The organism is Oceanobacillus timonensis, assembly GCF_900166635.1.
Taxonomy (GTDB): domain Bacteria; phylum Bacillota; class Bacilli; order Bacillales; family Amphibacillaceae; genus Oceanobacillus; species Oceanobacillus timonensis.
Genome location: NZ_LT800497.1, coordinates 3,451,283 through 3,471,498, shown reverse-complemented (window position 1 = coordinate 3,471,498; position 20,216 = coordinate 3,451,283). Strand labels below are relative to the sequence as shown.

Sequence of the window (20,216 nt, the reverse complement as noted above, 5' to 3'; positions counted from 1 at the left end):
ATACCTCTCTTTGGGATGTGAATAGGATGAATTTACAAACTCTTGAATATTTTGTCACTGTCGTGAAAGAAAAAAGTATGACAAAGGCAGCTGAAAAGCTATATGTCTCTCAACCAGCTTTAACAAAGCAAATAAAAAGACTGGAAGCGTTATTAGGTTTTTCTGTTTTTAACCGTTCTTCACAAGGGATTACCCTCACTGTAAAGGGGGAACAATTTTTCAACGATATTGAACCTACTATTCATCAATTAAGATTTGCTATTGCTAAACATATGAGTAATCAACATATCAAAATAGGTAGCGATCCTTTTTTAGCAACATATTATTACCCTGATTATTTCGGCAATACAGGCCAATTAAATATACAAATAACGAAAGTCACGGATGATACAATCGATTTAATTCCGTTAATGAAATCTGGTGAAATCGATGGTGCAATTATTCAGGACTATCCTCAACAAAAAGGGTTGTTTTCTACTTGGCTATTTGATGATGAATTTTATGCAGCTGTTCCGGAAAAATATGAATGTGCTAACAATCAACGTATATCCATAACTGAATGCTTGAAATATACACAAATTTTACCTTTTATCCACACTCCTTTATACAGCAGAATAGAGTATCTCATAAAAAATCATGTAGAAAAATCACCAGACATTATGGAAATGCCTTATCATGCACTTATCGGGTTTGTTGCTCAAGGAGCCGGTATTTCCTATCTTCCAGCTATGGTTGTTCAAAAGATAAATTATAAAGGTGTAAAATTTATTCCTATAGAAGAGGCTCCATTAAAAAGAAAGATGTATTTATATGCTTCAAACAAAAAAATCCTTTATTTATTAAGGAAAGTATTTGAGAAACAGTATAACCGTTCATTTTTGGATTGAGAAATACAGTTTTGTCATAGTGATATAACTTTAGGTTATGAGCCATTAAAAATGAAGAGGAGTAAACCAATATAAACATTGATTCTGTTTTATGGCAGGGGAGGCATTAAACTTGAACGAACTATGTAATGAGAAAGTTGAATAAAAAAAGTATAGCCCCTAAAAAGAATCAAGTAGTACCAAGTTTATTTAACATAAACAATAATGAATGTGTTATAAATAATCTGTCCGTAAAAAATGCCAAGTCACTCATTATTAGAGTGACTTGGCATTTTTAATGAATTCCTTTTACATCAGATTATCCATTTTTTTCTCCCATTCCTGTAATAAATGGAATTAATTTTCCATGACTTTTTCATTGTCTTTCCCGTGTAGACTCTCTAAATGCTCCAAATGATTAAAGCCCCAAGTTCTCATCGATACTAATAATGGCTTTAATCCATGACCGTAATCCGACATGGAATATTCCACTTTTGGAGGTACTTGTTGATAAACTTTGCGATCGATAATGTTATGATATTCTAATTCTCTTAATTGGGAAGTTAACATTTTTTTTGTGATTTCCGGAATAGCTCGTTGGAGTTCGCTAAAACGTAATGTCTCATTCTCCATAAGATGGAATAAAATAATCGGCTTCCATTTACCTGAAATAATATCTAATGCTGCTTGAAGTTCTTTACAGTTTTCGCCTGTAGGTTGATTGGCCATTTTATTATCTCTCCTTTATAAGAGTATTAATCCTTTATATATCATATGGTTTCTTAAAAGTAACTAGGTTTAAATAAAGTGCCTTCTTTCTAAAAAGAAACTTTAGGTTTATTATAACCCTAGTAGTCAAATGAATACAATATAATTCTCTGATTTATTTTATGTAAATTTATACGGAGGGGTAGAATATGGGGGTTTATCGATGAATATAAATGTTGACCAATTGCAATTTGGCCTGGATACATTTGGTGATATTGCTTATAAAGATGATACAAAAGAACGGATGAGCTATGAAGAATCATTGCGAAACATTGTGGAAGAAGCGAAACTGGCGGATGAGTATGGTGTTGATGCGATTGCATTAGGCGAGCATCACCGCGAGGAGTATTCTATCTCCAGTCCGGATACCGTTTTAGCTGCGCTTTCTTTAGTAACGAAGAATATCACACTCGGTACAGGTGTTACTGTTTTAAGTTCAGATGATCCAGTGCGGTTACAAGAACGTTTTGCGACCATTAATGCTTTATCAAATGGGCGTGCTCAAATGATGATAGGGCGTGGAGCTTATATAGAGTCTTTTTCGCTTTTTGGTTATGATTTAAGAAATTACAATGAACTTTTTGAAGAAAAGATTGCGCTTTTGAATGAGTTAATTAAAAATGAACCAGTCACTTGGAAAGGAAATCTCACGCAATCCCTTGATCATGTTCAAGTTTATCCGAAATTGGATAAAAAACTGGATGTTGTCGTAGGCGTGGGCGGTACTCCAGAGTCGATTGTCCGTGCAGCAAAATATAATTTTCCTGTTATGTTAGCCATTATTGGTGGGAATCCAACGCGCTTTAAGCCTTTTGTGGATCTTTATCATAAAACAACGCAAGAATTAGGGAATCCACCTCAATCTGTAGGTATGCATTCTTTAGGTGTTATTGCTGAAACGGATGAAGAAGCAGAAGAAATTGCTTGGGACTATATAAAAGCCACCATGGACAGAGTGTCCAGAGAACGAGGCGGCGCACCGATGAAAAGAGAACAATTTGACTACGAAGTTAAGTATGGATCTTATTATGTTGGAAGTCCGGAAACTGTTGCACAGAAAATTGCTCAAATGATACCAGCGGTTGGCGTTCAACGATTTAATTTAGTGTATAGTGTGGGAGGACAGCTTCAAAAGCATCGCTTCCAGACAATTCGCCTGTATGGTGAGAAAGTCATTCCGAGAGTGAAAGAGTTACTGAAAAATAAGTAATCCATAAAAATTAATCATTTTTCTTCATATGCAGTATGCTATAACTAGCGTGTTTCTAAAACATATGAAAGAAAAATATTGATTTAACAGCATTTGATTGAACATAAAATAAAAAAGATAAAAGTTTAATCGATAACAAAAACCCTGCAAAATTATTTTTGACAGGGTTGATTTTTTTGGGAACTAAATGATTTGATAGTATTTTAATTCATTCTCCATGACTTTTTCTTTATCTTTAGCTTGATGCATCAATTTTAATCTTTTATTAAAAAGATAGCCGCGGAATCCTTTATATGACAAAAGGTTTCATAAAAGTAACTATGTTTAATTAAAGTGCCTTCTTCCCAAAAGGAAACTTAGGGTTTATTATAACCCTAGTAATCAAACAAAAACAATTTATAAAAAGGAGTTAATATAAAATGAAAACCTTAGTACTCGTTTTTCACCCCAATTTATCCGAATCCCGTGGTAATCGTTATTTAGTGGAAGAAATTAAAAAGCATCCTGATACTACAGTTCATAATGTTTATGCGTCTTATCCGGATGAAAAAATCGATGTGCAAACAGAACACGAACTGGTAGAAAATCATGATCGCGTCATTTTCCAATTTCCTTTCTACTGGTACAGTGCACCTCCATTGCTGAAAAAATGGTTGGAAGAAGTCATTGTCTATGGTTGGGCTTTTGGAACAAACGGAGACAAATTTCAGGGCAAAGAAGTCATTGTTGCTGTAACGACAGGCGTTGCTGAGGAAGATTATACAGCAAAGGGGGATGTTACATTCACCGTAGCCGAATTATTACGTCCTCTGGAAGCGGCTGCTAACTTTGTCAGTGCAAACTATCTGCCGCCATTTGCAGTAAATGGTATAGGGCATAAATCGGATGAAGAACTTGCAACAATTGCGAAAGAATATGTGCGTTATGTATTGAACCCAGAACAAACACTAAACTCTGTGCGTTAATGTAGTAATGAGCTGCCAAGAATAAAAAGTATTCTAATCATATTGAATGGTTCATCCTGCTGCAACTTAGAATGGCAGGGGAATGTATGAATGTCACAATAACCAACAGGGAACAATTACCATTACTGGTGTCGGTGCAGTCATTGTTTCACCAAGTATTGTCCGCATTCAACTAGTGGTCTCTACTATCAATCGTTCATTACAAAAAGCACAGGAGGAAAAATGCTAACCAGATGAATCAAGCTTAAAGGCACTGCCTGAACTGGGAAATCAATCGATTGAAACCAGACTGGAAGTAGTGTATCAGGTGTAGAGAATGATTATAATAAAAAAGAAATACAAATCAAAGTGTGTTCAAAGAGATTGATTTGTATTTCTTTTTTTAGTAAGGCGTGATTCTCTATTTATTACGGAAAACCACCAGTAAAATGTCAACTGAATGAAGTTTCGTTTTATAAATATATATAAATGGTGTATAAAATAATCGCCGCTATAATCAACAGCCCATTCATCATTAAAAATAAGCCATAGTATTTTAACATTCCTTCAAAAGCCTGCTTGCTTTTTCTGTCCGATTTCAAAAGACGGTTTGCTTCGATTCCATTTTTATATAAATAAACACCTAGCAAAATAGATGCGAGCCCGGGAATAGGTCCGATAATGGACGGAAAGTTCTGAATGATAATGAATATGCCATACAGGATGGTGACAATACCGAGAAATTTGCTCAGGATATGAATCCATTTAAAGTATCTTGGGTGCACGTATTCCAAAAAAATGCTCCTTTCCGAAAGTGATGCTTTTTGTTTTTCATTCATCATATTTTCTAAAGCTTCAATTCGCCTAAGTATCCTTCCCCGACGTGAATGTATTGGTATATATCGAATAAGTCCTCATCAAATTGGCCATCTTTAACCGTTTTTTCCATGTTTTCTAACATATAATCCGTTGCTTTGAACCATTCCTCATTCTCGAGCGCTTCTTTCGGATAAGGTATATCAGAAGAGATATCGTGAACATCCTCAAGCCGTTCTATCATGTTATACGTACGATAACTTGGATATATTTTGGTATCTCGCCAGTTTTCTTTCTTGCTTAATAGATTTTGTTCCTTTATATCCCCATCAATAATAATGGCATGTAGATGCCAAAATTTGGATGCATCTGCGTTTTTATCGAGATCTGGCTCCCATTTTTCAAGATCTTTTTCTTCTAAGATGTTTGGAATATTGTAGAATGCTGCATTCAGCGGGTTTTCTAACCCAGAAAAAATCCTGTCAATAAAATCTGTTTTCATTTCAGAAGCATACAATTCTTCCGATGATTCCATAACGGTTTCGTCATCTAATTTAGATAAAACATCACCGCTATAAGTAAAAGGATCAAAACGAAAGATATCTGCTTGACGACCATCATCCAATACAATATTTATTGCATAATCAGTAAAAGCACGTCCTTTGTGATTTATTTCTTCTATTGTCAAGGCTTCCTTATTGTTTGACATCATGTAAGTATGAAAATATTCTAGCATTGAAAAGTATACCTTGTCATAGCTTTCAATAGACGATTCTTCCACATCAATACAGGTAGAGTAGGCAACTGTTGCCAGTTCTTCTTCTAAATTTTCCTTAGACGTCAATACATCCTCATTAAGCTTTTCTTTCAAAGGTTCATACGTATCCCCTTTAAAAAGAGAAACCCTTTTCTCCAACTCTTCTTCTATATCCGTCTCCAAAGAGCTGCAGTTTGTTTCCAAATCCAATGCGCTTTCTTCTATGTTGTCTGTTCTGCAAGCTGAGAGGATGATTGTTAGCATCAGTAAAAACAATATTTTCTTCATGTTAACCCCCTCTTATGTAATAAAAATAAAAAATATAAGGTAAAACAAAATAATCAGACTAGCTAGTATGCTTGTGAGCAGCAGGAACCAAAGATGATTTTTTAAAAAAGCCTCTAAAATAAATATTCTTGAGGCATCTTTTTTGATATCTCTCGCAAGTGTTCCTGTTTTAAATAAAAAACTGCCTAATATCATCAGGATAATGCCAGGAACAGGCGCAATAAGCCCAGCAGAAAATCCTGTGAAAAATAGAAGCAATCCATAGATAAACAGCATAACTCCGACAAATATTCCCCATATTTGAATACGTGTCAGGTGCTTTTTGTTTAATGCTTCGATGTATACCCCTCCTTGCTTTCATGATGAGATTCTTACTATCAGTCGATATTGTAACATATTACCATTACCATGTATGGCCCTTTTTTATGAAATAAGAAAGTTGATGGTTTTAGACGATTTCATTTTTTTAGGCGGGAGATTAGGTTAGTTTTTCGGCCTATCTGATTATATGTTTAGAAATAAAAAATGCTCTCTAAATAGTTTCAGAGAAGGTTCGTTATTTCTCTATCTACTATTTAAAGAGAGCATATCATGTTCTATTCCTGCATAAACAGGAAACTATTATTTTATTAAATTAGACTAATCTGTGTCCGCCTTCCACATGAAGAATTTCCCCGGTAGAAAATTCGTTACGCAGTAAATAAATAACACTTTCAGCAACGTCTTCCGGTTTACCGGCACGATTTACCGGCAACATTTCTGCAATGGAGTTATAGAATGCTTTTCGCTCTTCTTCAGGCATACCATAACGGGACGGTGTATCAATTACTCCAGGAGAAACAACGTTCACGCGGAGAGGAGCTAATTCTAAGGCTAACGTTTGGCCCAGGCTGGATATGGCAGCATTAACTGCTCCCAATGCCGAAGCACCTTCCATTGCTTTAAATGCTACGACGCCAGAGAAGAGTGTAATGGAACCATCTTCCGGCAGATACGGTACAGCGTATTTTGTGGCATGATACTGTCCCCAGAATTTCCCTTCAAACAATTGACGATCTTGTGCAGAATCCGTTTCCGTAAAGTTACCGTATGTCGCAATTCCTGCAGTAACGACTAACGAGTCAAGTTTTCCAATCTTTTCAAAAAATGCTTGTACCTCTTTTTCAATGGTGAAATCAAGACTATACGCTGTTATATTGGAACCGATTTCTTTTTTAGCCTGTTGCAACTTTTCTTGAGAACGGCCGGCAATCACTACCTCCGCTCCTTGTTCAATAGCTAATTTTGCCGTTTCTAAACCAATACCAGAAGAACCACCGATAATAACGATTTTTTTGTTTGTCAGTTTCATATTTACGCTCGCCTCTTTTCCATTCATATTTTGAATAAATGATTTGTTCTTTATTTTGAAAAATCGCCCGTAAAACTCCTGCCTCAAAATAGCGTTTAAAACTCTATTTAGTGAGGCGGAGAATAATGGGCGCTAATTTCTAGAATGACGTTTCACTTTATGCGAAGCTTTTTTCTTTTCTCACAGATTTAAGTGCATTTGACCAGGCAACAACGTCATCAATCATTTCACCAAATCTTGGTTTATGCACTTCCATTGGTTTGAAAGTTGCCATGTTTTCAAAGTCATTAAATAAGCTGAATGCGCCTTGTGGTTCGACAGTTGCAACTTTTAAGTTAGATAAAGTTGTGCGTAGTGCAAGGGAAGCTGCAATACCAAGGGTAGAACCGTAGCTTACGATACCAGCTGCTTTATGATGCCATTCTTCACCTAAATAATCTAAATGGTCTTTAAGAGATGATGGGAAATTTTTGTTATATTCCGGTGTCACAAAGATAAATCCATCAAAGGAATCAATTTTTCTGGACCAAGCATTCTGTTCTTCTGTTGCGTAATCTTTATTGGTCATAAGCGGTGGAATAGCTTCGTTAAAACGACCAAGTCCGCTTTCTTTAATATCAACAATTTCAAATTCTGCATCGATATCTTTCTTATCCGCAAAATCTTTGACCCATTCCGCAACCTGTAAATTCACACGTACATCACGTGTACTTCCTGTAACAATTCCAATTCTAGTCATGTTAAAACCCTCCGTATAAATTTATATAAAATGAATCAAATAATAAGATTGTATTCATTTGATTACTAGAGTTATAATAACCCCAGAGTCTCTTATTGAAAAGTAGGCACTTTATTTAAACCTAGTTCCTTTTAGGAAACTATTTGATATGAAAGGATTTCTGAAGCTTTCATTCGAAGGAGAGATTTAAAATGATGCATCAATCTAAAGGTGGAAATGGGAAAGAATTTCAAATTGCATTAGATACTATTTCGAATAAATCGAAGTCGATGATTGTATTCTATCTTATGGAGGATGAACGATTACGTTTTCGTGTAGTGCAACGAGCTGGAAAGGATATTATTGTATGAACATTCTGGTTACGTTAAACAGTCATTATTTACATCCTCTGAAGGTCATGCTGACTTCTCTTTTCTCCAATAATCCAGGGGAATCTTTTTCGATTTATGTAATGCATTCCACTATTGATGAACAAGAATTGAAAAAATTGGAGTTATACATTCAGGATTATGGACACACATTAACAGTCCTCACAGTTGACGAGACTTATTTTGCTGACACACCTACCCTCAAACACTTTACTACGGAAATGTATTACCGGTTGTTGGCTTTTAAATTTTTACCTGCGAATTTGGATCGTATTTTATATATTGATCCAGATATTCTTGTTCTCAACCCTGTTCGGGAATTATACGACATGGAAATGGAAGGGTATTTATATGCTGCTGCCTATCACGGTTTTATAAACGTCAAAGATGTAAACAAGCTAAGGCTGAATGCATATGAAATCGATGAATATTATAATTCTGGGGTACTCCTGATGAACCTGCCTCTTCAAAGAAAATGGATCAAGGAACAGGACATCTTTACATTTGTCGAAAAGAATCGGAAACGATTGCTTTTACCTGATCAGGATATTTTGAATGCACTGTATTCTGCTAAAATCAAAAGTTTGGATGAAAAAATTTATAATTATGATGCACGATATTACCGTTACTATAAGTTAAAGACCAATGGGTTTTTCGACATTGACCATGTTTTACGCTACACCGTATTTCTTCATTTTTGCGGCAAGAAAAAGCCATGGCATAAGAATTATAACGGAAAATTTCACGCTTTGTACAAACATTATGAGAACATGGCTTTTAAGGATGAAGTACGTTGATTCATTGCTATAGATTCAAACTATATTATTTTTCGCTGTTGTGCTGAAGTTGATTATTTTAAGGAGGGTGAGAATATTTATGGAAAGAAAAACGGCTTTGATAACGGGAGGAAATTCAGGGATTGGCTACGCAACAGCTGCTGAGCTGGCAAGGCAAAATTATCAACTCATTTTAGTGTGCAGAAATGGCGAAAAAGGAGAAGAAGCGCGTCAAAAAATAATAAGCGCTACTGGTAATAAGAATGTTGATTTGCTTATTGCTGATTTGTCTTCTCAGCAGGATATTCGGGAGCTGGCAGAACAAGTGCAGAAGCATTACGCAACCTTAGACGTTCTAATAAACAATGCTGGTGGTGTGTTCGGCCAGTACCAGGTTAATCAAGACGGTTTTGAAATGACTTTTGCGGTGAATTATTTGGCACCATTTTTATTAACGCATTTGCTGCTTGATACATTGAAAGCTTCCAGTCCGGCGAGAATTATTAACATCGCATCTGTCGTGCAGGATAAAAACTTTCATCCGGAAGATGCGGTCCATCAAACATCATCTGATTATGCAGGGATGCAAGCATATAAAACAGCAAAAACGGCTGTGCTTATGATGACGTATTATATGAGTAAACGTTTGAAAAACAGCGGCGTTACGGTGAACGCGCTGCACCCGGGCTTTATTTATACGCCGCAAGCAACACGGCTGGCACCGAAATGGCTACGTCCAGTTATGAAGGTATTTTCAAAAAATCCGGAACAAGGTGCAGCTACTCCGATTTATCTAGCAACATCGGATGAAGTGGCAGACACGACAGGCGCGTTTTTTAAAGATAATAAGATAGAGCAGACTTCTCCTATTACGTATAATGAAGATCTTCAAAAGGATCTATATACTAAAAGTATGCAGTGGACAAAATTACGTACGGATGATGTATAAGGAAGTGAAAATAAATGTTATGCAGCAGCATATGAATGAGAAGGAGGATGCAGATCAATGGGGATAACTATCAGAACAGCAGTAAAAGCTGATTTTGCTGCCGTTCAGCAGGTCGCTCAAACAGCATGGGAAGCGGCTTATAAAGATTTGATTCCGATGGCGGTTCAAGAACAATTTTTAGCAAAAGCGTATTCTACTGATCAACTCCATCATAAACTGGAGAAAACAATCTTTTTCGTCGGAGAAATGGAAAATGAGGTTGTGGCATTTGCAAATCTGCATCGAAGTAAGCAAGAAAATAATCTTTCTGCTATCTACGTTGATCCCGCATTTCAATCCAAAGGCTTGGGCAGCGCGCTTTTAAAGGAAATAAAGAAGGCGTTGCAAAGCGGCGATGAACTAGTGGTTTACTTGGAGAAGGGAAATCATCAAGCAGAAACATTTTACCGAAAGCATGGATTCACGTATGTAAAAACGTTTAGCGAGACATTGTTGAATCATACTTTTCAAACGGTTAAAATGGCTGTCGTTATTTAGAATATCGCCAAGTGATGGTAAAAAAGGAAAAGAGTCAGCATTTCGCTCTTTTCCTTTTTTGAGGTTTATATTTATACAGCTGGTACAGCTTTGATATCGTATGCATTACCCATTTTGGGACCTTTTTCGGGAAAAAAGGACGTTGATAATATTGTCTGTAAGCACATTTTAAATCGTCCCATTGCGTACATATTTTTTCTTGGGAAAAACGTGCCACGTCAATGATACGCACGTTATCATCGTTTGTCAGAATCAGGTTATGCAAGTGTATATCTGAAGGATTTAATCCAACGCTCCTTGCATATTGCAAACCATTGTCCACATGCTTGATATGGTAAGGTTTTAAGGGAATCCCCTTTGCAAGACATTCAAAAAATGTTTTGCCTTCCATAAAATCCATTACCAGATAATTGACACCTGCTTCATAAATAGCAGGGTAGTAGTTACTTCCATTTAATCTTTCGTAGTTTTGCTTCTCTTCCATTGCTGTTCGTTTGAATTGCGGATAAAAAATCTTGATTACTCTATTTTCCTTTTTTATCTTAAATACAGCAGCGCTTCTTCCTATGCCATACAGTTGTAAATCATTATGATGCTGAAGAACGTGCACACGTTTATTTTTGTTACCAAATAAAACAGTGGATGCATAGTAGGCGTATCTGGATTGTGTCATTATTTTTTAAATGTGCCTTTTCTTTTGGCAATTTCCTTCTTTATAACAGGTATGGCATGCTTTTGTGCTTGTCTTATTCCTTCTTTTACCATTCGCGACTTTAGAAGCTTCGTTCGTTTAGACATCTTTTTTTCCTCCTTAAAGTAAGTGCGGCGAAAGGTAATAAAAAGAGACCTTTGCCCACTTGTTTTTGGACAAAGGTCTCGCAAGCAACCGTTAAAACGCTTGCCAGCAGTGCCGAGGATTTCTCCTGTAATGACGACAGCTGCTATTATGCTACTCCCCTTTGAGGTTATTGCAATTCATATTTTCGTTTATTATATAAGGGTTGTTCCATAAGTGCAATTGTAAATGCATTTTTTTAATATAAGTTTTCATTTGGAATGATATAGAAGGTTGTTCCCCGTTTCCTGTGCTTTCTTTAAGGGTAAACATATGTAAAGAACCTGAAAGGAGCGGGGAGTAGTGAAAAAACGCTGGAAGGACGGTCTTTTATTTGCTTTCATAAGCTCCGTTACCATGTTTGTTTTAAGTCTCGTTCTTGGTGGAGAGCCCTATTGGAATGGTGTGATTGGTTTTCTGATAGCTGGTTTTATTAGCGGTGCTTATATTTTGCCGGAAATCGGAAGGAAACGAAAATCCAAATAAAGCGTAAGTTATTTTTCATAACGTATGCCTGTCGGAAAAATTGATGGTCTTTTCAGAACAATATGCAGTTTAACTTTATTTGATACGTGTAATAATAATTATATAAGCATATTCTAAACAGGATAGTATACCATAAGGAGGAGAAATCATGCAGCTTAATGCAGCTCAAAAATTAATTCAGGATCATTTGCTGTCAGGAGAGATGAAGGCTGGAGAAGAGATTGGTCTGAAGATTGACCAGACATTGACACAAGATGCGACAGGCACCATGGTTATGCTGGAATTGGAAGCAATGGGCATCGATAGGGTTAAAACAGAAGCTTCTGCACAATACGTAGATCACAACTTGATTCAAGAAGATTTCCGTAATGCGGATGACCATTTGTTTTTAAGAAGTGCGGCTCAGAAATTTGGTGTTTATTACAGCAGACCTGGAAACGGTGTCAGTCACCCTGTTCACATGCAGCAATTGGCACGTCCCGGTAAAACTTTATTAGGTTCCGATAGTCATACATGTGCGAACGGCTGTATGGGCATGCTGGCAATGGGAGCTGGTGGTATCGATGTGACGATGGCAATGGCCGGCGAACCTTATTATGTGAAAATGCCTCGAATCATGGGAATTGAATTGAAGGGGAAATTACCTGATTGGGTCAGTGCCAAAGACGTCATTTTAGAGATGTTGCGTCGCCATGGCGTAAAAGGCGGTGTAGGCAAAGTTCTTGAATACTATGGACCAGGCGTGAAAGAATTATCTGCCATGGATCGCCACGTTATTGCCAATATGGGAGCAGAACTTGGGGCGACCGCCACGGTGTTTCCGTCAGATGAAGAAATAAAGCATTTTCTAAAAACGCAAGGACGTGAAGATGAGTGGATTGAATTAAAAGCAGATGATGGAGCGGTTTATGATGAACAGGAAGAAATTGATTTATCTGCGTTGGAACCGTTGATTGCGAAACCGTCCAGTCCAGGAAATGTGGTACCTGTTACGGAGGTAGCCGGAGAAGAGCTTTATCAGTCTTATATCGGTTCGTCTGCCAATCCGGGGTATCGCGATTTTGCAATTGCTAGTGAAATTGTAAAAGGAAAACAGATTGCCAACGGTACTTCCCTGGATATTAATCCAACTTCTCGTCAATTGTTGGAGCAGCTTGTAGAAAACGGACATATTGCGAATTTGCTGTCTGCTGGCGCCCGAATGCATCAGGCAGGCTGTAACGGCTGTATCGGTATGGGGCAAGCGCCGGCAACAGGAAAAAATAGTTTACGGACCACACCAAGAAACTTTCCAGGCCGGTCCGGAACAAGAGAAGACAGTGTTTTCCTCTGCAGTCCGGAAACGGCAACTGCTTCTGTGTTAGCAGGTGTGATTACAGATCCGAGAACATTGGATATGCCTTATCCGAAAATAAAAGAACCAACGAAATTTTCGACGCAGGGCATGCTGGAAGCACCTCCGGCTGATAATAGTCAAATTGAATTGGAAAAAGGACCAAATATCACTACGATTCCGGACTTTGAGCCAATTGAAGATAATTTTGATGTTCCTGTATTATTGAAAATGGGAGATAACATTTCTACCGACGAAATCCTTGCCGGCGGTTCACGCGTTTTACCGTATCGAAGTAATATTCAAAAAATCAGTACCTTTGCATTTGAAATTATTGATGATGATTATTATGAAAAGGCAATGAAGAAGCGGGATGACGGCGGCCATATGGTGGCTGCAGGTTTTAACTACGGACAAGGTTCGAGCCGGGAACACGCAGCGCTCGCTCCCCGTTATTTAGGATTAAAGGTCGTACTTGTGAAAGACTTTGCCCGTATTCATCTGCAGAACTTGATTAATTTTGGTATTTTACCATTAACCTTTGTCAATGAAGAAGATTATGATTTAGTTCGTCAGGAAGATGTGCTGGAGTTTCGAAATATCCATCAAACGATTCAAAATCAGCGCCAATTTGATATTAAATTGCAGGGGACAGATCGCACGATTACAGTCCAGCATGATTTAACAAAACGGCATCTTGACATCCTTCTTGCTGGCGGAATTATTAATTGGATTAAAGAAAAACAATAGAAAGGAAGTCAGCTATGGGATCTCAGGAACATGCTTGCAAAGCCTGTGATGGGACAGGTCTATTGAGAGATGATGAACAGTGGCAGTATACGTGCACGGTTTGTCACGGTGATGGATTTGTTGCTGCTGCGGAAAAAACAGAAAAGTTGCAGGTAGATGAAAATCACAGGGTAATTGATTGAGGATAATAAGCTGAAGCAGTGCTGTGGATAGATACAGCGTGAGCTTCGGCTTATTTTTTATTTAAACATCGGTTCCTAAAGTAAGTCCCCCATCTACCACAATTTCAGCACCATTACAATAAGCACTCTCATCCGAAGCAAGAAAAGCGGCTACTTTTGCTATGTCATTGGACTGTCCGAGTCTTTTTAGCGGGATAGCCTCCGCTTCATTGACATTCAAATTACCGCTGCTGGCCATATTTGTTTCAATAACGCCGGGATGAATGGAATTTACTCGGATTCCCTTAGGTCCCAACTCGATTGCAGCAGATTTGGAAAGGTTGGAAACAGCGGCTTTGGAAGCTGCATAAGCTGCCGATTCATTAATAGGCGCAAAAGCAGAGATAGATACATTATTAACAATCGATCCTTTCTGCTGTTTTTCCATGTAGGGTGCGACTGCTTTTAACCCCATAAAAACCCCAAGCTGATTGACCTGGATTAACTGTTGAAAATCCTCCACAGTGGTATCTAACAAAGGTTTTTTCGTGAAGATACCTGCGTTATTAACGAGTACATCTATTTTATGATACGTTTGCATAATCGATTGGACTGCTGCTGTCCAGTCCGCCTCTTTGGTCACATCTAATTGAACAGGAAGACTTTGATCTTTCCCGATTTCTACTGAAAGAGCTTCGGCATCCTCCAGATTCCTTGCTCCAACTGCAACTTTTGCGCCAAGTGAAGCGAAATGTTTGGCGATATCTTTCCCTTGTCCACGATTTGCTCCGGTTACGAGTACGACTTGATCTTTTAAATTTGGCATAATTTCTCCTTTTTCTTTGTTTGTATTTCATTAAAGTTTATCATATGATCACTGTAAATGACCCTGTTTCCAACAAAAAATATATACATAAATAGAAGGTTCGTCTGAAGAAAGATTTACAAGTTAAATCGATGTCAAAAATGTAGTCATCATGCTATTATTGTTTTGGTAATGGCTTTATTTTTTCGATTCATATAAGAGATAACTCGGGGATACATATACGTTGAATCTCTTCTTAATAAAGCAACATTTAAACTTAGAAGGAGGGGGAATATTGAAGCAAGGGACCATTAATATCCTCTTAGTAATTACAATCATCTGCATATCGTTATCGGCAATACTAGTGAAATTATCGGATGCACCTTCTACCATTATGGTGATGTATCGGATGTTTTTAGCATGTGTATTAATTTTGCCGATGGTTTTTAAATATCGACATTCATTCACAAAAATTAATCAAAAAGAGTGGATGGCGATTGTATTTGCCGGCATCTTTCTGGCCGCTCATTTTGGCTTATGGTTTGAGTCTTTAAAACATACGACAGTGGCAAGTTCTACCTTGATTTTAGCTCTACAGCCTGCCATTGCTTTAATCTTAGGAATGATTTTCTTTAAAGAAAAATTAGATATGCGTATCGTGGCAGCCATGGGGATTGCTTTTATCGGTGTTGTTATTGTCGGAGGCGGAAGTTTAGGAGGCGGCAGTGCAGCTTTTCTGGGGAATATTCTGTCTTTCTTGGCTGTTATATCTGTTGTGCTTTACTTAATGATTGGTCAACGGAATGTAAAGTCCATTAATCATTGGGTGTACAGCTTTTTTGTATTTTTGGTTGCCGGAATAACAGTGGCTGTTTTTAATCTAATTGGCGGGCTAGCCTTTACGGGCTATAGTACGAACGATTGGATGGTTTTTGTCATGCTCGCTATTTTCCCGACCGGAGCACATATTATTTTTAATCTGCTATTAAACTATGTCAATACAACAACCGTTTCGATGGCCACATTGGGAGAACCGGTTGGTGCTTCGATACTGGCTGTTATCCTCCTGCAGGAAATGCTTACTCCAGTGGAGATGATAGGCGGCGTCCTGATTATTGTCGGGATATTTTACTTCTTAAGATTACAGAGTGGATCGAAACAAGCTGTTCCAAAAGAATGGACGGATGAACCATGAACCTGGTTTATCCGTTTTTATAATGGATGAAGCTTACTTAAGACTACCAACAATGAAAACATTGACAACAAAATGTAATCGCTTTACAATTGTATGTAACGGGTTACATATAATTAGAGGAGGAATGATATGGCGACAATTCGAGAGGTTGCAAAACTTGCCGGCGTATCTGTAGCTACAGTTTCCCGTGTAATGAATCAGAATGGGTATATAAATGAAAAAACCAAAGAAAAGGTAGAAGATGCGATCAAGGAATTAGATTATCGTCCCAATGATGTAGCCAGGACGCTTTTTAAAGGTACATCCAACATGATTGCATTATTTGTACCGGATATAATGAATCCATTTTTCCCTGAACTGGCACGTGCAGTGGAGGATACAGCAAATAAATCAGGCTACACATTTATTCTTTGTAATACAGATAATAATCGGGAGAAAGAAATCAAATATCTGCATACCCTGTTACAAAAAACAATCGGCGGTGTCGTGATGGTATCAAGCTCCATCCCTTTGGAAACTTTACATAAAGTGGATGTACCGATGGTCGCGTTAGATAGAAAAATAGCAGATATGATTTCTGTTACGGTTAATAACCGCACGGGAGCGGCAGAAGCAGTACGTTATTTGCAGAAAAACGGCTGTCAAAAAATTGCACATATAAGCGGTCCAGAAGATACAACAAGTGCAGTAGAAAGAAAAAAAGGGTATTTGGATGTCATGCAGCAAGAAGCCGGTTTTTGTGAAAAAGACTATATTGTCCCAGGAGAATACACTTTTGACGGAGCTTATCAGGCTACAAAAGAATTAATACAAAAACATCCGGAAATAGACGGCGTGTTTGCTGCGAATGATTTAATGGGTGTCGGCGTTTTAAAAGCTGCGGAGGCTTTACATTTACGTGTACCGGAAGATTTATCGGTGATTGGATTTGACGGAATTGAAATAGGGAAGATCACAACACCGGCGCTGACTACAATGGGACAGCCTATTTATGAAATGGGAAAGCGAGCTGTAGAAATAATCATAGACCAGATGGCTAATAACCAAAAGGAATGTGACTCTGAACAATACACTGTCCAGTTAATCAAACGGCAATCAACCAAGGAAAGGAGCGAGTAGTGTGAAAAGAAATCCAAGAGTTTGTGTTGTTGGAAGTATTAATATGGATATGGTGACAACAACAGATAAAATACCTGCGCAAGGGGAGACAGTTATGGGGGAATCGTTCACAACTTACCCTGGCGGAAAAGGCGCAAATCAGGCTGTTGCAGCAGCCAGACTCGGAGCAGATGTTGTCATGGTCGGGGCTGTGGGTGAAGATGCTTTTGGTAAAAGTTTAAAAGAACGATTCCGTGAAGAAGGAGCGAATGACGAGGCAATTACCACAGTTCCTTATGAATCAACAGGCGTTGCTACCATTATTATATCTGATGGAGATAATCGGATTATTGTTGCCCCGGGAGCTAATAAGTATATAACTCCAGAAAGGCTAAAGGAGAAAGAAGATATTATTCTTTCCAGTGATATCATTTTAATGCAATTTGAAATACCGATGGAAGCCGTTGCGCATACGGTAGATCTTGCTTATAAGCATGATATTCCGGTCGTCATTAATCCGGCGCCATTTACCGATATTCCAGAATCCGTTATAAAGAAGGTAACTTTTTTGACGCCCAATGAATTGGAACTTTCGGAAATGGAGCAATCCATTGACGCGTCGTTGATAAAAGGGAAAATTATCGAAACAAGGGGAGAGCAGGGCGTCGCTTTTATGCTGACGAATGGAGAAAAGAAAACCATTCCATCTTTTCCAGCGCAAGTAAAAGATACGACTGGAGCGGGGGACACCTTTAATGGTGCTTTCGTGACGGAGTATGCCAAAGAAAAAGATATTGAAAAGGCTATCCAATTTGCGAATGCTGCAGCCTCTTTATCTGTAGAAAAAATTGGAGCTCAAGGAGGCATGCCGGAACGAGAAGCTGTGGTGAAGCGGATGGAGATAAAGTAAAATTTTATCTTCTGTTTGTTTCTAGGGTTGTCCATATTCCTGAAAATATAAAGGGAGAAGTAAGGCTGCTCTGAAATAATCAGGAGCAGCCTTTTGGATTGTGTATTTTCTTAACAGAAACTACGTGGATATTGTTGTTTGTAAACATAATGAATACAGTAATTTTAACTTTGAAACATGGACTGGAAGGAGAAACAACAGCATATTATTCAATTGTGATGCCGCCATTACTCGTATGGGCTTTAATCAATGTATCGCCATTTCCGTAAGTGATATCCCACTCTTTTGAATCAAATACACGGATGGTGCCATTATTGGTACGTAAATCGAAAGTAGCGTTCTCGGGCTCCTGTTCCGAAATAATAGTAATTTTTCCATTGCTTGTTTGTAAATCCATTGGATAATTAAAATCTACTGTTTCTATATTTATAGCTGCATTATTTGTTTTAGCATTCATTTCTCCGGAAATATGTTGAGCTTCCACTTTTCCATTTGTTGTTTCCGCAGTCGTGTCACCTTCTATGGAATTGAGTTCGATTTTTCCATTGCTGGTATGTGCCGTTACTTGGCCAATAATATTTTCTAACATAATCCTGCTATTGGAAGATTTCCCGTAAACATCCCCCTGCACATCATTCAGTACGATTCTTCCATTAGACGACTGTACATGGAGGGAAGGCGTTTCTAAATTCTCTCCTTCAATTCTCCCGTTGCTAGTATGAAGCTGCAATTCATTGATTTGTAAATCAGAAGCAGTTATTTTGCTATTTGTCGTTTGTACATGTATCTTTTCCATCATATTTGCAGGAATAAAAATGTCTAAAGTAGCATGTGATTGAAACATGAAGTCGACATGAAAGAAAGGAAAGAAGTTTTCCTCAATTTGAATGCCCAATTTTTCTCCATCGTTAGAGGTATCAAGCTCTTGTGTTTCTGTTTTTCTTCCTGTTGCGGTATACTCCGCTCTTGGTTCCTCACCGTTCGCTGGATGAAGACGGATTTGCGTATTCTTTGCGTCTACTTCAATTTCCTCAAGTTCATTTGCATCGAAAGGAATGGACTCTGTTTCTTCATAGGAAGCAGATTCTTTATAAGTTGAAAAAGTAGCAGCCATTCCTATTATTCCGATAACAAGCAGGAAAACAGCCAAAATGGTGATTCTTTTTACTGTGATCATGGGCGATTCTCTCCTTTCACCAGGCGGACATTAAATGCAATGTATTTAGAAAATATACGGATAGCTGCATTTGTTATATATTTTGCCCCCGTGAAGATGAGTAACCCTATCCCGGCAAGCGTGATAGAAGTAAATAATTCAAATAAATAGAATGAAACAGGTTGGATAATCCATTGGATACCTGCTATAAAAAGTTGTGCAACAAATGAAAAAGCAACAACCCATATTGACAGAATGATACCGGCAAAGCCAATAGCAGGCCCGAGTACAATAATAAGATTAAAGAATAAAAGTCCGATAATCATACCTATTCTAAGGGAAGGGCTTTGTTCTGATTGATTTGCCGAGTATTGTTCTATTTCCTGAGGTTGCAATTCTTTTGCTATCTGTTGTGGGGAACCTAGTGAACGAACAATTTCTTCATCTGTTTTTCCTTCTGCTCTTCCCATTTCAAAATGCTCTTCAAAATCTTGAATGATTTCTTTTTGTTCTTGTGATGATAAATCCTGCAAGTAAACTTTGAGTTCTTTTAAAAAGTCTAACTTATTCATTTCTCTCCTCCTTCATTAACGAATCCACGCCGTGCGTAAAATTATCATATGCTTCTTTCAGTTCCAGGAGATAATCTTTCCCTTCCTCTGTTAAATGATAATACTTTCTGCTTGGCCCTTCGGTGGACTCTCTAAGGTAAGTTGTACAATACCCCTGTTTTAATATCCGGCGTAAAACGGGATAGACCGATCCTTCTGATATTTCGATTTTATCCGTAATCCGCTTGATTAACTCATAACCATAGTAATCTTGTTTATCAAGCAGTACTAAAACGCAGAGTTCGAGAACCCCTTTTTTAAATTGTGCATTCAATAAAGTCACCTTCTTTATAGGTAGGGTGTTACTTGCAACTATAGCATTTTGTTCAGTACTATTCAATAACAAGTAGTGATTTATTTGCATACTATTATATATAGAAGAAACAATTTAAAAGTGAAAGAGGTTTGGAAGCACAATTATTTTGATATAAGAAAAGAGTGTATGGCAGCGAATAGAAAGAAGCTATTTTTTGATAGAGAGTATGAAGGATTATAAATTATGGAAAT

Annotated in this window: 25 protein-coding genes; 14 read left to right on the top strand and 11 right to left on the bottom strand. The window is 37.7% G+C overall.

Annotated features, from left to right (window positions below; genetic code table 11):
- Positions 1-26 precede the first annotated feature (26 nt).
- Positions 27-887 carry a LysR family transcriptional regulator gene (locus B7E05_RS16985; protein WP_179134568.1) on the top strand — a complete coding sequence of 287 codons (861 nt, stop codon included), beginning with the start codon at positions 27-29 and terminating at the stop codon, positions 885-887.
- A 336-nt stretch (positions 888-1,223) separates the two neighbouring features.
- Here the strand turns inward: B7E05_RS16985 and B7E05_RS16980 are convergent, their stop codons facing one another.
- Positions 1,224-1,595 carry a winged helix-turn-helix transcriptional regulator gene (locus B7E05_RS16980; RefSeq protein ID WP_080875318.1) on the bottom strand — a complete coding sequence of 124 codons (372 nt, stop codon included), beginning with the start codon at positions 1,593-1,595 and terminating at the stop codon, positions 1,224-1,226.
- 202 nt (positions 1,596-1,797) lie between these two features.
- On the opposite strand from B7E05_RS16980, the gene B7E05_RS16975 reads away from it, so the two are divergent.
- The 3 genes from B7E05_RS16975 (at position 1,798) to B7E05_RS22220 (ending at position 4,038) form a co-directional block, all read left to right on the top strand.
- Entirely contained in the window at positions 1,798-2,844 is a 1,047-nt protein-coding gene (locus B7E05_RS16975; RefSeq protein WP_080875317.1) for an LLM class flavin-dependent oxidoreductase, read from the top strand.
- 419 nt (positions 2,845-3,263) lie between these two features.
- On the top strand, positions 3,264-3,809 hold the full coding sequence (locus B7E05_RS16970; RefSeq protein ID WP_080875316.1) for an NAD(P)H-dependent oxidoreductase: 546 nt from the start codon (positions 3,264-3,266) through the stop codon (positions 3,807-3,809).
- Positions 3,810-3,891: 82 nt separating this feature from the next.
- Complete coding sequence (locus tag B7E05_RS22220; protein ID WP_179134567.1) at positions 3,892-4,038, top strand: hypothetical protein; 147 nt, start codon at positions 3,892-3,894, stop codon at positions 4,036-4,038.
- Positions 4,039-4,261: 223 nt separating this feature from the next.
- Here the strand turns inward: B7E05_RS22220 and B7E05_RS16965 are convergent, their stop codons facing one another.
- From B7E05_RS16965 to B7E05_RS16945, 4 genes are all read right to left on the bottom strand, one after another.
- Positions 4,262-4,573: a DUF5362 family protein gene (locus B7E05_RS16965; protein ID WP_245833285.1), complete on the bottom strand. Its 312-nt coding sequence runs from the start codon at positions 4,571-4,573 to the stop codon at positions 4,262-4,264.
- A 62-nt stretch (positions 4,574-4,635) separates the two neighbouring features.
- Positions 4,636-5,649 (bottom strand): hypothetical protein, encoded by a 1,014-nt coding sequence (locus tag B7E05_RS16960; RefSeq protein WP_080875314.1) that lies wholly within the window; start codon positions 5,647-5,649, stop codon positions 4,636-4,638.
- Positions 5,650-6,283: 634 nt separating this feature from the next.
- On the bottom strand, positions 6,284-7,000 hold the full coding sequence (locus B7E05_RS16950; RefSeq protein ID WP_080875312.1) for an SDR family oxidoreductase: 717 nt from the start codon (positions 6,998-7,000) through the stop codon (positions 6,284-6,286).
- A 157-nt stretch (positions 7,001-7,157) separates the two neighbouring features.
- Positions 7,158-7,739 (bottom strand): NADPH-dependent FMN reductase, encoded by a 582-nt coding sequence (locus B7E05_RS16945; protein ID WP_080875311.1) that lies wholly within the window; start codon positions 7,737-7,739, stop codon positions 7,158-7,160.
- Positions 7,740-7,930: 191 nt separating this feature from the next.
- Between B7E05_RS16945 and B7E05_RS22215 the strand changes: the two genes are divergently transcribed.
- From B7E05_RS22215 to B7E05_RS16930, 4 genes are all read left to right on the top strand, one after another.
- Positions 7,931-8,089, top strand: a complete 159-nt coding sequence (locus B7E05_RS22215) for a hypothetical protein (protein ID WP_179134566.1) — start codon at positions 7,931-7,933, stop codon at positions 8,087-8,089.
- Positions 8,086-8,904: a glycosyltransferase family 8 protein gene (locus B7E05_RS16940; RefSeq protein WP_080875310.1), complete on the top strand. Its 819-nt coding sequence runs from the start codon at positions 8,086-8,088 to the stop codon at positions 8,902-8,904. The genes B7E05_RS22215 and B7E05_RS16940 overlap by 4 nt, the downstream gene beginning before the upstream one ends.
- A 79-nt stretch (positions 8,905-8,983) precedes the next feature.
- On the top strand, positions 8,984-9,832 hold the full coding sequence (locus tag B7E05_RS16935; protein WP_080875309.1) for an SDR family oxidoreductase: 849 nt from the start codon (positions 8,984-8,986) through the stop codon (positions 9,830-9,832).
- A 57-nt stretch (positions 9,833-9,889) separates the two neighbouring features.
- Entirely contained in the window at positions 9,890-10,369 is a 480-nt protein-coding gene (locus B7E05_RS16930; RefSeq protein ID WP_080875308.1) for a GNAT family N-acetyltransferase, read from the top strand.
- Positions 10,370-10,403: 34 nt separating this feature from the next.
- Here the strand turns inward: B7E05_RS16930 and B7E05_RS16925 are convergent, their stop codons facing one another.
- On the bottom strand, positions 10,404-11,042 hold the full coding sequence (locus tag B7E05_RS16925) for a serine/threonine protein kinase (protein ID WP_080875307.1): 639 nt from the start codon (positions 11,040-11,042) through the stop codon (positions 10,404-10,406).
- Positions 11,042-11,167: a hypothetical protein gene (locus B7E05_RS22560; protein ID WP_281252481.1), complete on the bottom strand. Its 126-nt coding sequence runs from the start codon at positions 11,165-11,167 to the stop codon at positions 11,042-11,044. Before B7E05_RS22560 ends, B7E05_RS16925 begins: the two co-directional genes overlap by 1 nt.
- 340 nt (positions 11,168-11,507) lie before the next feature.
- On the opposite strand from B7E05_RS22560, the gene B7E05_RS16920 reads away from it, so the two are divergent.
- The 3 genes from B7E05_RS16920 (at position 11,508) to B7E05_RS22210 (ending at position 13,955) form a co-directional block, all read left to right on the top strand.
- Positions 11,508-11,690 carry a hypothetical protein gene (locus tag B7E05_RS16920; protein WP_080875306.1) on the top strand — a complete coding sequence of 61 codons (183 nt, stop codon included), beginning with the start codon at positions 11,508-11,510 and terminating at the stop codon, positions 11,688-11,690.
- A 148-nt stretch (positions 11,691-11,838) separates the two neighbouring features.
- On the top strand, positions 11,839-13,773 hold the full coding sequence (locus tag B7E05_RS16915; RefSeq protein WP_080875305.1) for an aconitate hydratase: 1,935 nt from the start codon (positions 11,839-11,841) through the stop codon (positions 13,771-13,773).
- A gap of 14 nt (positions 13,774-13,787) precedes the next feature.
- A complete protein-coding gene (locus tag B7E05_RS22210) occupies positions 13,788-13,955 on the top strand; it encodes a hypothetical protein (protein WP_179134565.1) in 168 nt (55 codons plus the stop codon).
- Positions 13,956-14,016: 61 nt separating this feature from the next.
- On the opposite strand, the gene B7E05_RS16910 is transcribed toward B7E05_RS22210, so the two are convergent.
- A complete protein-coding gene (locus B7E05_RS16910; protein WP_080875304.1) occupies positions 14,017-14,760 on the bottom strand; it encodes an SDR family NAD(P)-dependent oxidoreductase in 744 nt (247 codons plus the stop codon).
- Positions 14,761-15,031: 271 nt separating this feature from the next.
- Between B7E05_RS16910 and B7E05_RS16905 the strand changes: the two genes are divergently transcribed.
- The 3 genes from B7E05_RS16905 (at position 15,032) to rbsK (ending at position 17,942) form a co-directional block, all read left to right on the top strand.
- On the top strand, positions 15,032-15,934 hold the full coding sequence (locus tag B7E05_RS16905) for a DMT family transporter (protein ID WP_080876345.1): 903 nt from the start codon (positions 15,032-15,034) through the stop codon (positions 15,932-15,934).
- Between the two features lie 129 nt (positions 15,935-16,063).
- The gene (locus B7E05_RS16900) at positions 16,064-17,053 is read left to right on the top strand and encodes a LacI family DNA-binding transcriptional regulator (protein WP_080875303.1); all 990 of its coding nucleotides are present in this window, start codon (positions 16,064-16,066) and stop codon (positions 17,051-17,053) included.
- A gap of 1 nt (position 17,054) precedes the next feature.
- Positions 17,055-17,942, top strand: coding sequence for a ribokinase (gene rbsK / locus B7E05_RS16895; RefSeq protein WP_080875302.1), 888 nt, complete (start codon positions 17,055-17,057; stop codon positions 17,940-17,942).
- Positions 17,943-18,147: 205 nt separating this feature from the next.
- On the opposite strand, the gene B7E05_RS16890 is transcribed toward rbsK, so the two are convergent.
- The 3 genes from B7E05_RS16890 to B7E05_RS16880 are packed head-to-tail and all read right to left on the bottom strand — an operon-like array spanning position 18,148 to position 19,983.
- Positions 18,148-19,119, bottom strand: a complete 972-nt coding sequence (locus B7E05_RS16890) for a DUF4097 family beta strand repeat-containing protein (RefSeq protein ID WP_080875301.1) — start codon at positions 19,117-19,119, stop codon at positions 18,148-18,150.
- On the bottom strand, positions 19,116-19,670 hold the full coding sequence (locus B7E05_RS16885; protein WP_080875300.1) for a DUF1700 domain-containing protein: 555 nt from the start codon (positions 19,668-19,670) through the stop codon (positions 19,116-19,118). Before B7E05_RS16885 ends, B7E05_RS16890 begins: the two co-directional genes overlap by 4 nt.
- The gene (locus B7E05_RS16880; protein WP_080875299.1) at positions 19,663-19,983 is read right to left on the bottom strand and encodes a PadR family transcriptional regulator; all 321 of its coding nucleotides are present in this window, start codon (positions 19,981-19,983) and stop codon (positions 19,663-19,665) included. Before B7E05_RS16880 ends, B7E05_RS16885 begins: the two co-directional genes overlap by 8 nt.
- Between the last annotated feature and the right edge of the window lie 233 nt (positions 19,984-20,216).

Coding starts and splice junctions, on each gene's coding strand:
- B7E05_RS16985 (WP_179134568.1), top strand. CDS start 27: ATGAATTTACAAACTCTTGAATATTTTGTCACTGTCGTGAAAGAAAAA.
- B7E05_RS16980 (WP_080875318.1), bottom strand. CDS start 1,595: ATGGCCAATCAACCTACAGGCGAAAACTGTAAAGAACTTCAAGCAGCA.
- B7E05_RS16975 (WP_080875317.1), top strand. CDS start 1,798: ATGAATATAAATGTTGACCAATTGCAATTTGGCCTGGATACATTTGGT.
- B7E05_RS16970 (WP_080875316.1), top strand. CDS start 3,264: ATGAAAACCTTAGTACTCGTTTTTCACCCCAATTTATCCGAATCCCGT.
- B7E05_RS22220 (WP_179134567.1), top strand. CDS start 3,892: ATGTATGAATGTCACAATAACCAACAGGGAACAATTACCATTACTGGT.
- B7E05_RS16960 (WP_080875314.1), bottom strand. CDS start 5,649: ATGAAGAAAATATTGTTTTTACTGATGCTAACAATCATCCTCTCAGCT.
- B7E05_RS16950 (WP_080875312.1), bottom strand. CDS start 7,000: ATGAAACTGACAAACAAAAAAATCGTTATTATCGGTGGTTCTTCTGGT.
- B7E05_RS16945 (WP_080875311.1), bottom strand. CDS start 7,739: ATGACTAGAATTGGAATTGTTACAGGAAGTACACGTGATGTACGTGTG.
- B7E05_RS22215 (WP_179134566.1), top strand. CDS start 7,931: ATGATGCATCAATCTAAAGGTGGAAATGGGAAAGAATTTCAAATTGCA.
- B7E05_RS16940 (WP_080875310.1), top strand. CDS start 8,086: ATGAACATTCTGGTTACGTTAAACAGTCATTATTTACATCCTCTGAAG.
- B7E05_RS16935 (WP_080875309.1), top strand. CDS start 8,984: ATGGAAAGAAAAACGGCTTTGATAACGGGAGGAAATTCAGGGATTGGC.
- B7E05_RS16930 (WP_080875308.1), top strand. CDS start 9,890: ATGGGGATAACTATCAGAACAGCAGTAAAAGCTGATTTTGCTGCCGTT.
- B7E05_RS16925 (WP_080875307.1), bottom strand. CDS start 11,042: ATGACACAATCCAGATACGCCTACTATGCATCCACTGTTTTATTTGGT.
- B7E05_RS22560 (WP_281252481.1), bottom strand. CDS start 11,167: ATGTCTAAACGAACGAAGCTTCTAAAGTCGCGAATGGTAAAAGAAGGA.
- B7E05_RS16915 (WP_080875305.1), top strand. CDS start 11,839: ATGCAGCTTAATGCAGCTCAAAAATTAATTCAGGATCATTTGCTGTCA.
- B7E05_RS22210 (WP_179134565.1), top strand. CDS start 13,788: ATGGGATCTCAGGAACATGCTTGCAAAGCCTGTGATGGGACAGGTCTA.
- B7E05_RS16910 (WP_080875304.1), bottom strand. CDS start 14,760: ATGCCAAATTTAAAAGATCAAGTCGTACTCGTAACCGGAGCAAATCGT.
- B7E05_RS16900 (WP_080875303.1), top strand. CDS start 16,064: ATGGCGACAATTCGAGAGGTTGCAAAACTTGCCGGCGTATCTGTAGCT.
- B7E05_RS16890 (WP_080875301.1), bottom strand. CDS start 19,119: ATGATCACAGTAAAAAGAATCACCATTTTGGCTGTTTTCCTGCTTGTT.
- B7E05_RS16885 (WP_080875300.1), bottom strand. CDS start 19,670: ATGAATAAGTTAGACTTTTTAAAAGAACTCAAAGTTTACTTGCAGGAT.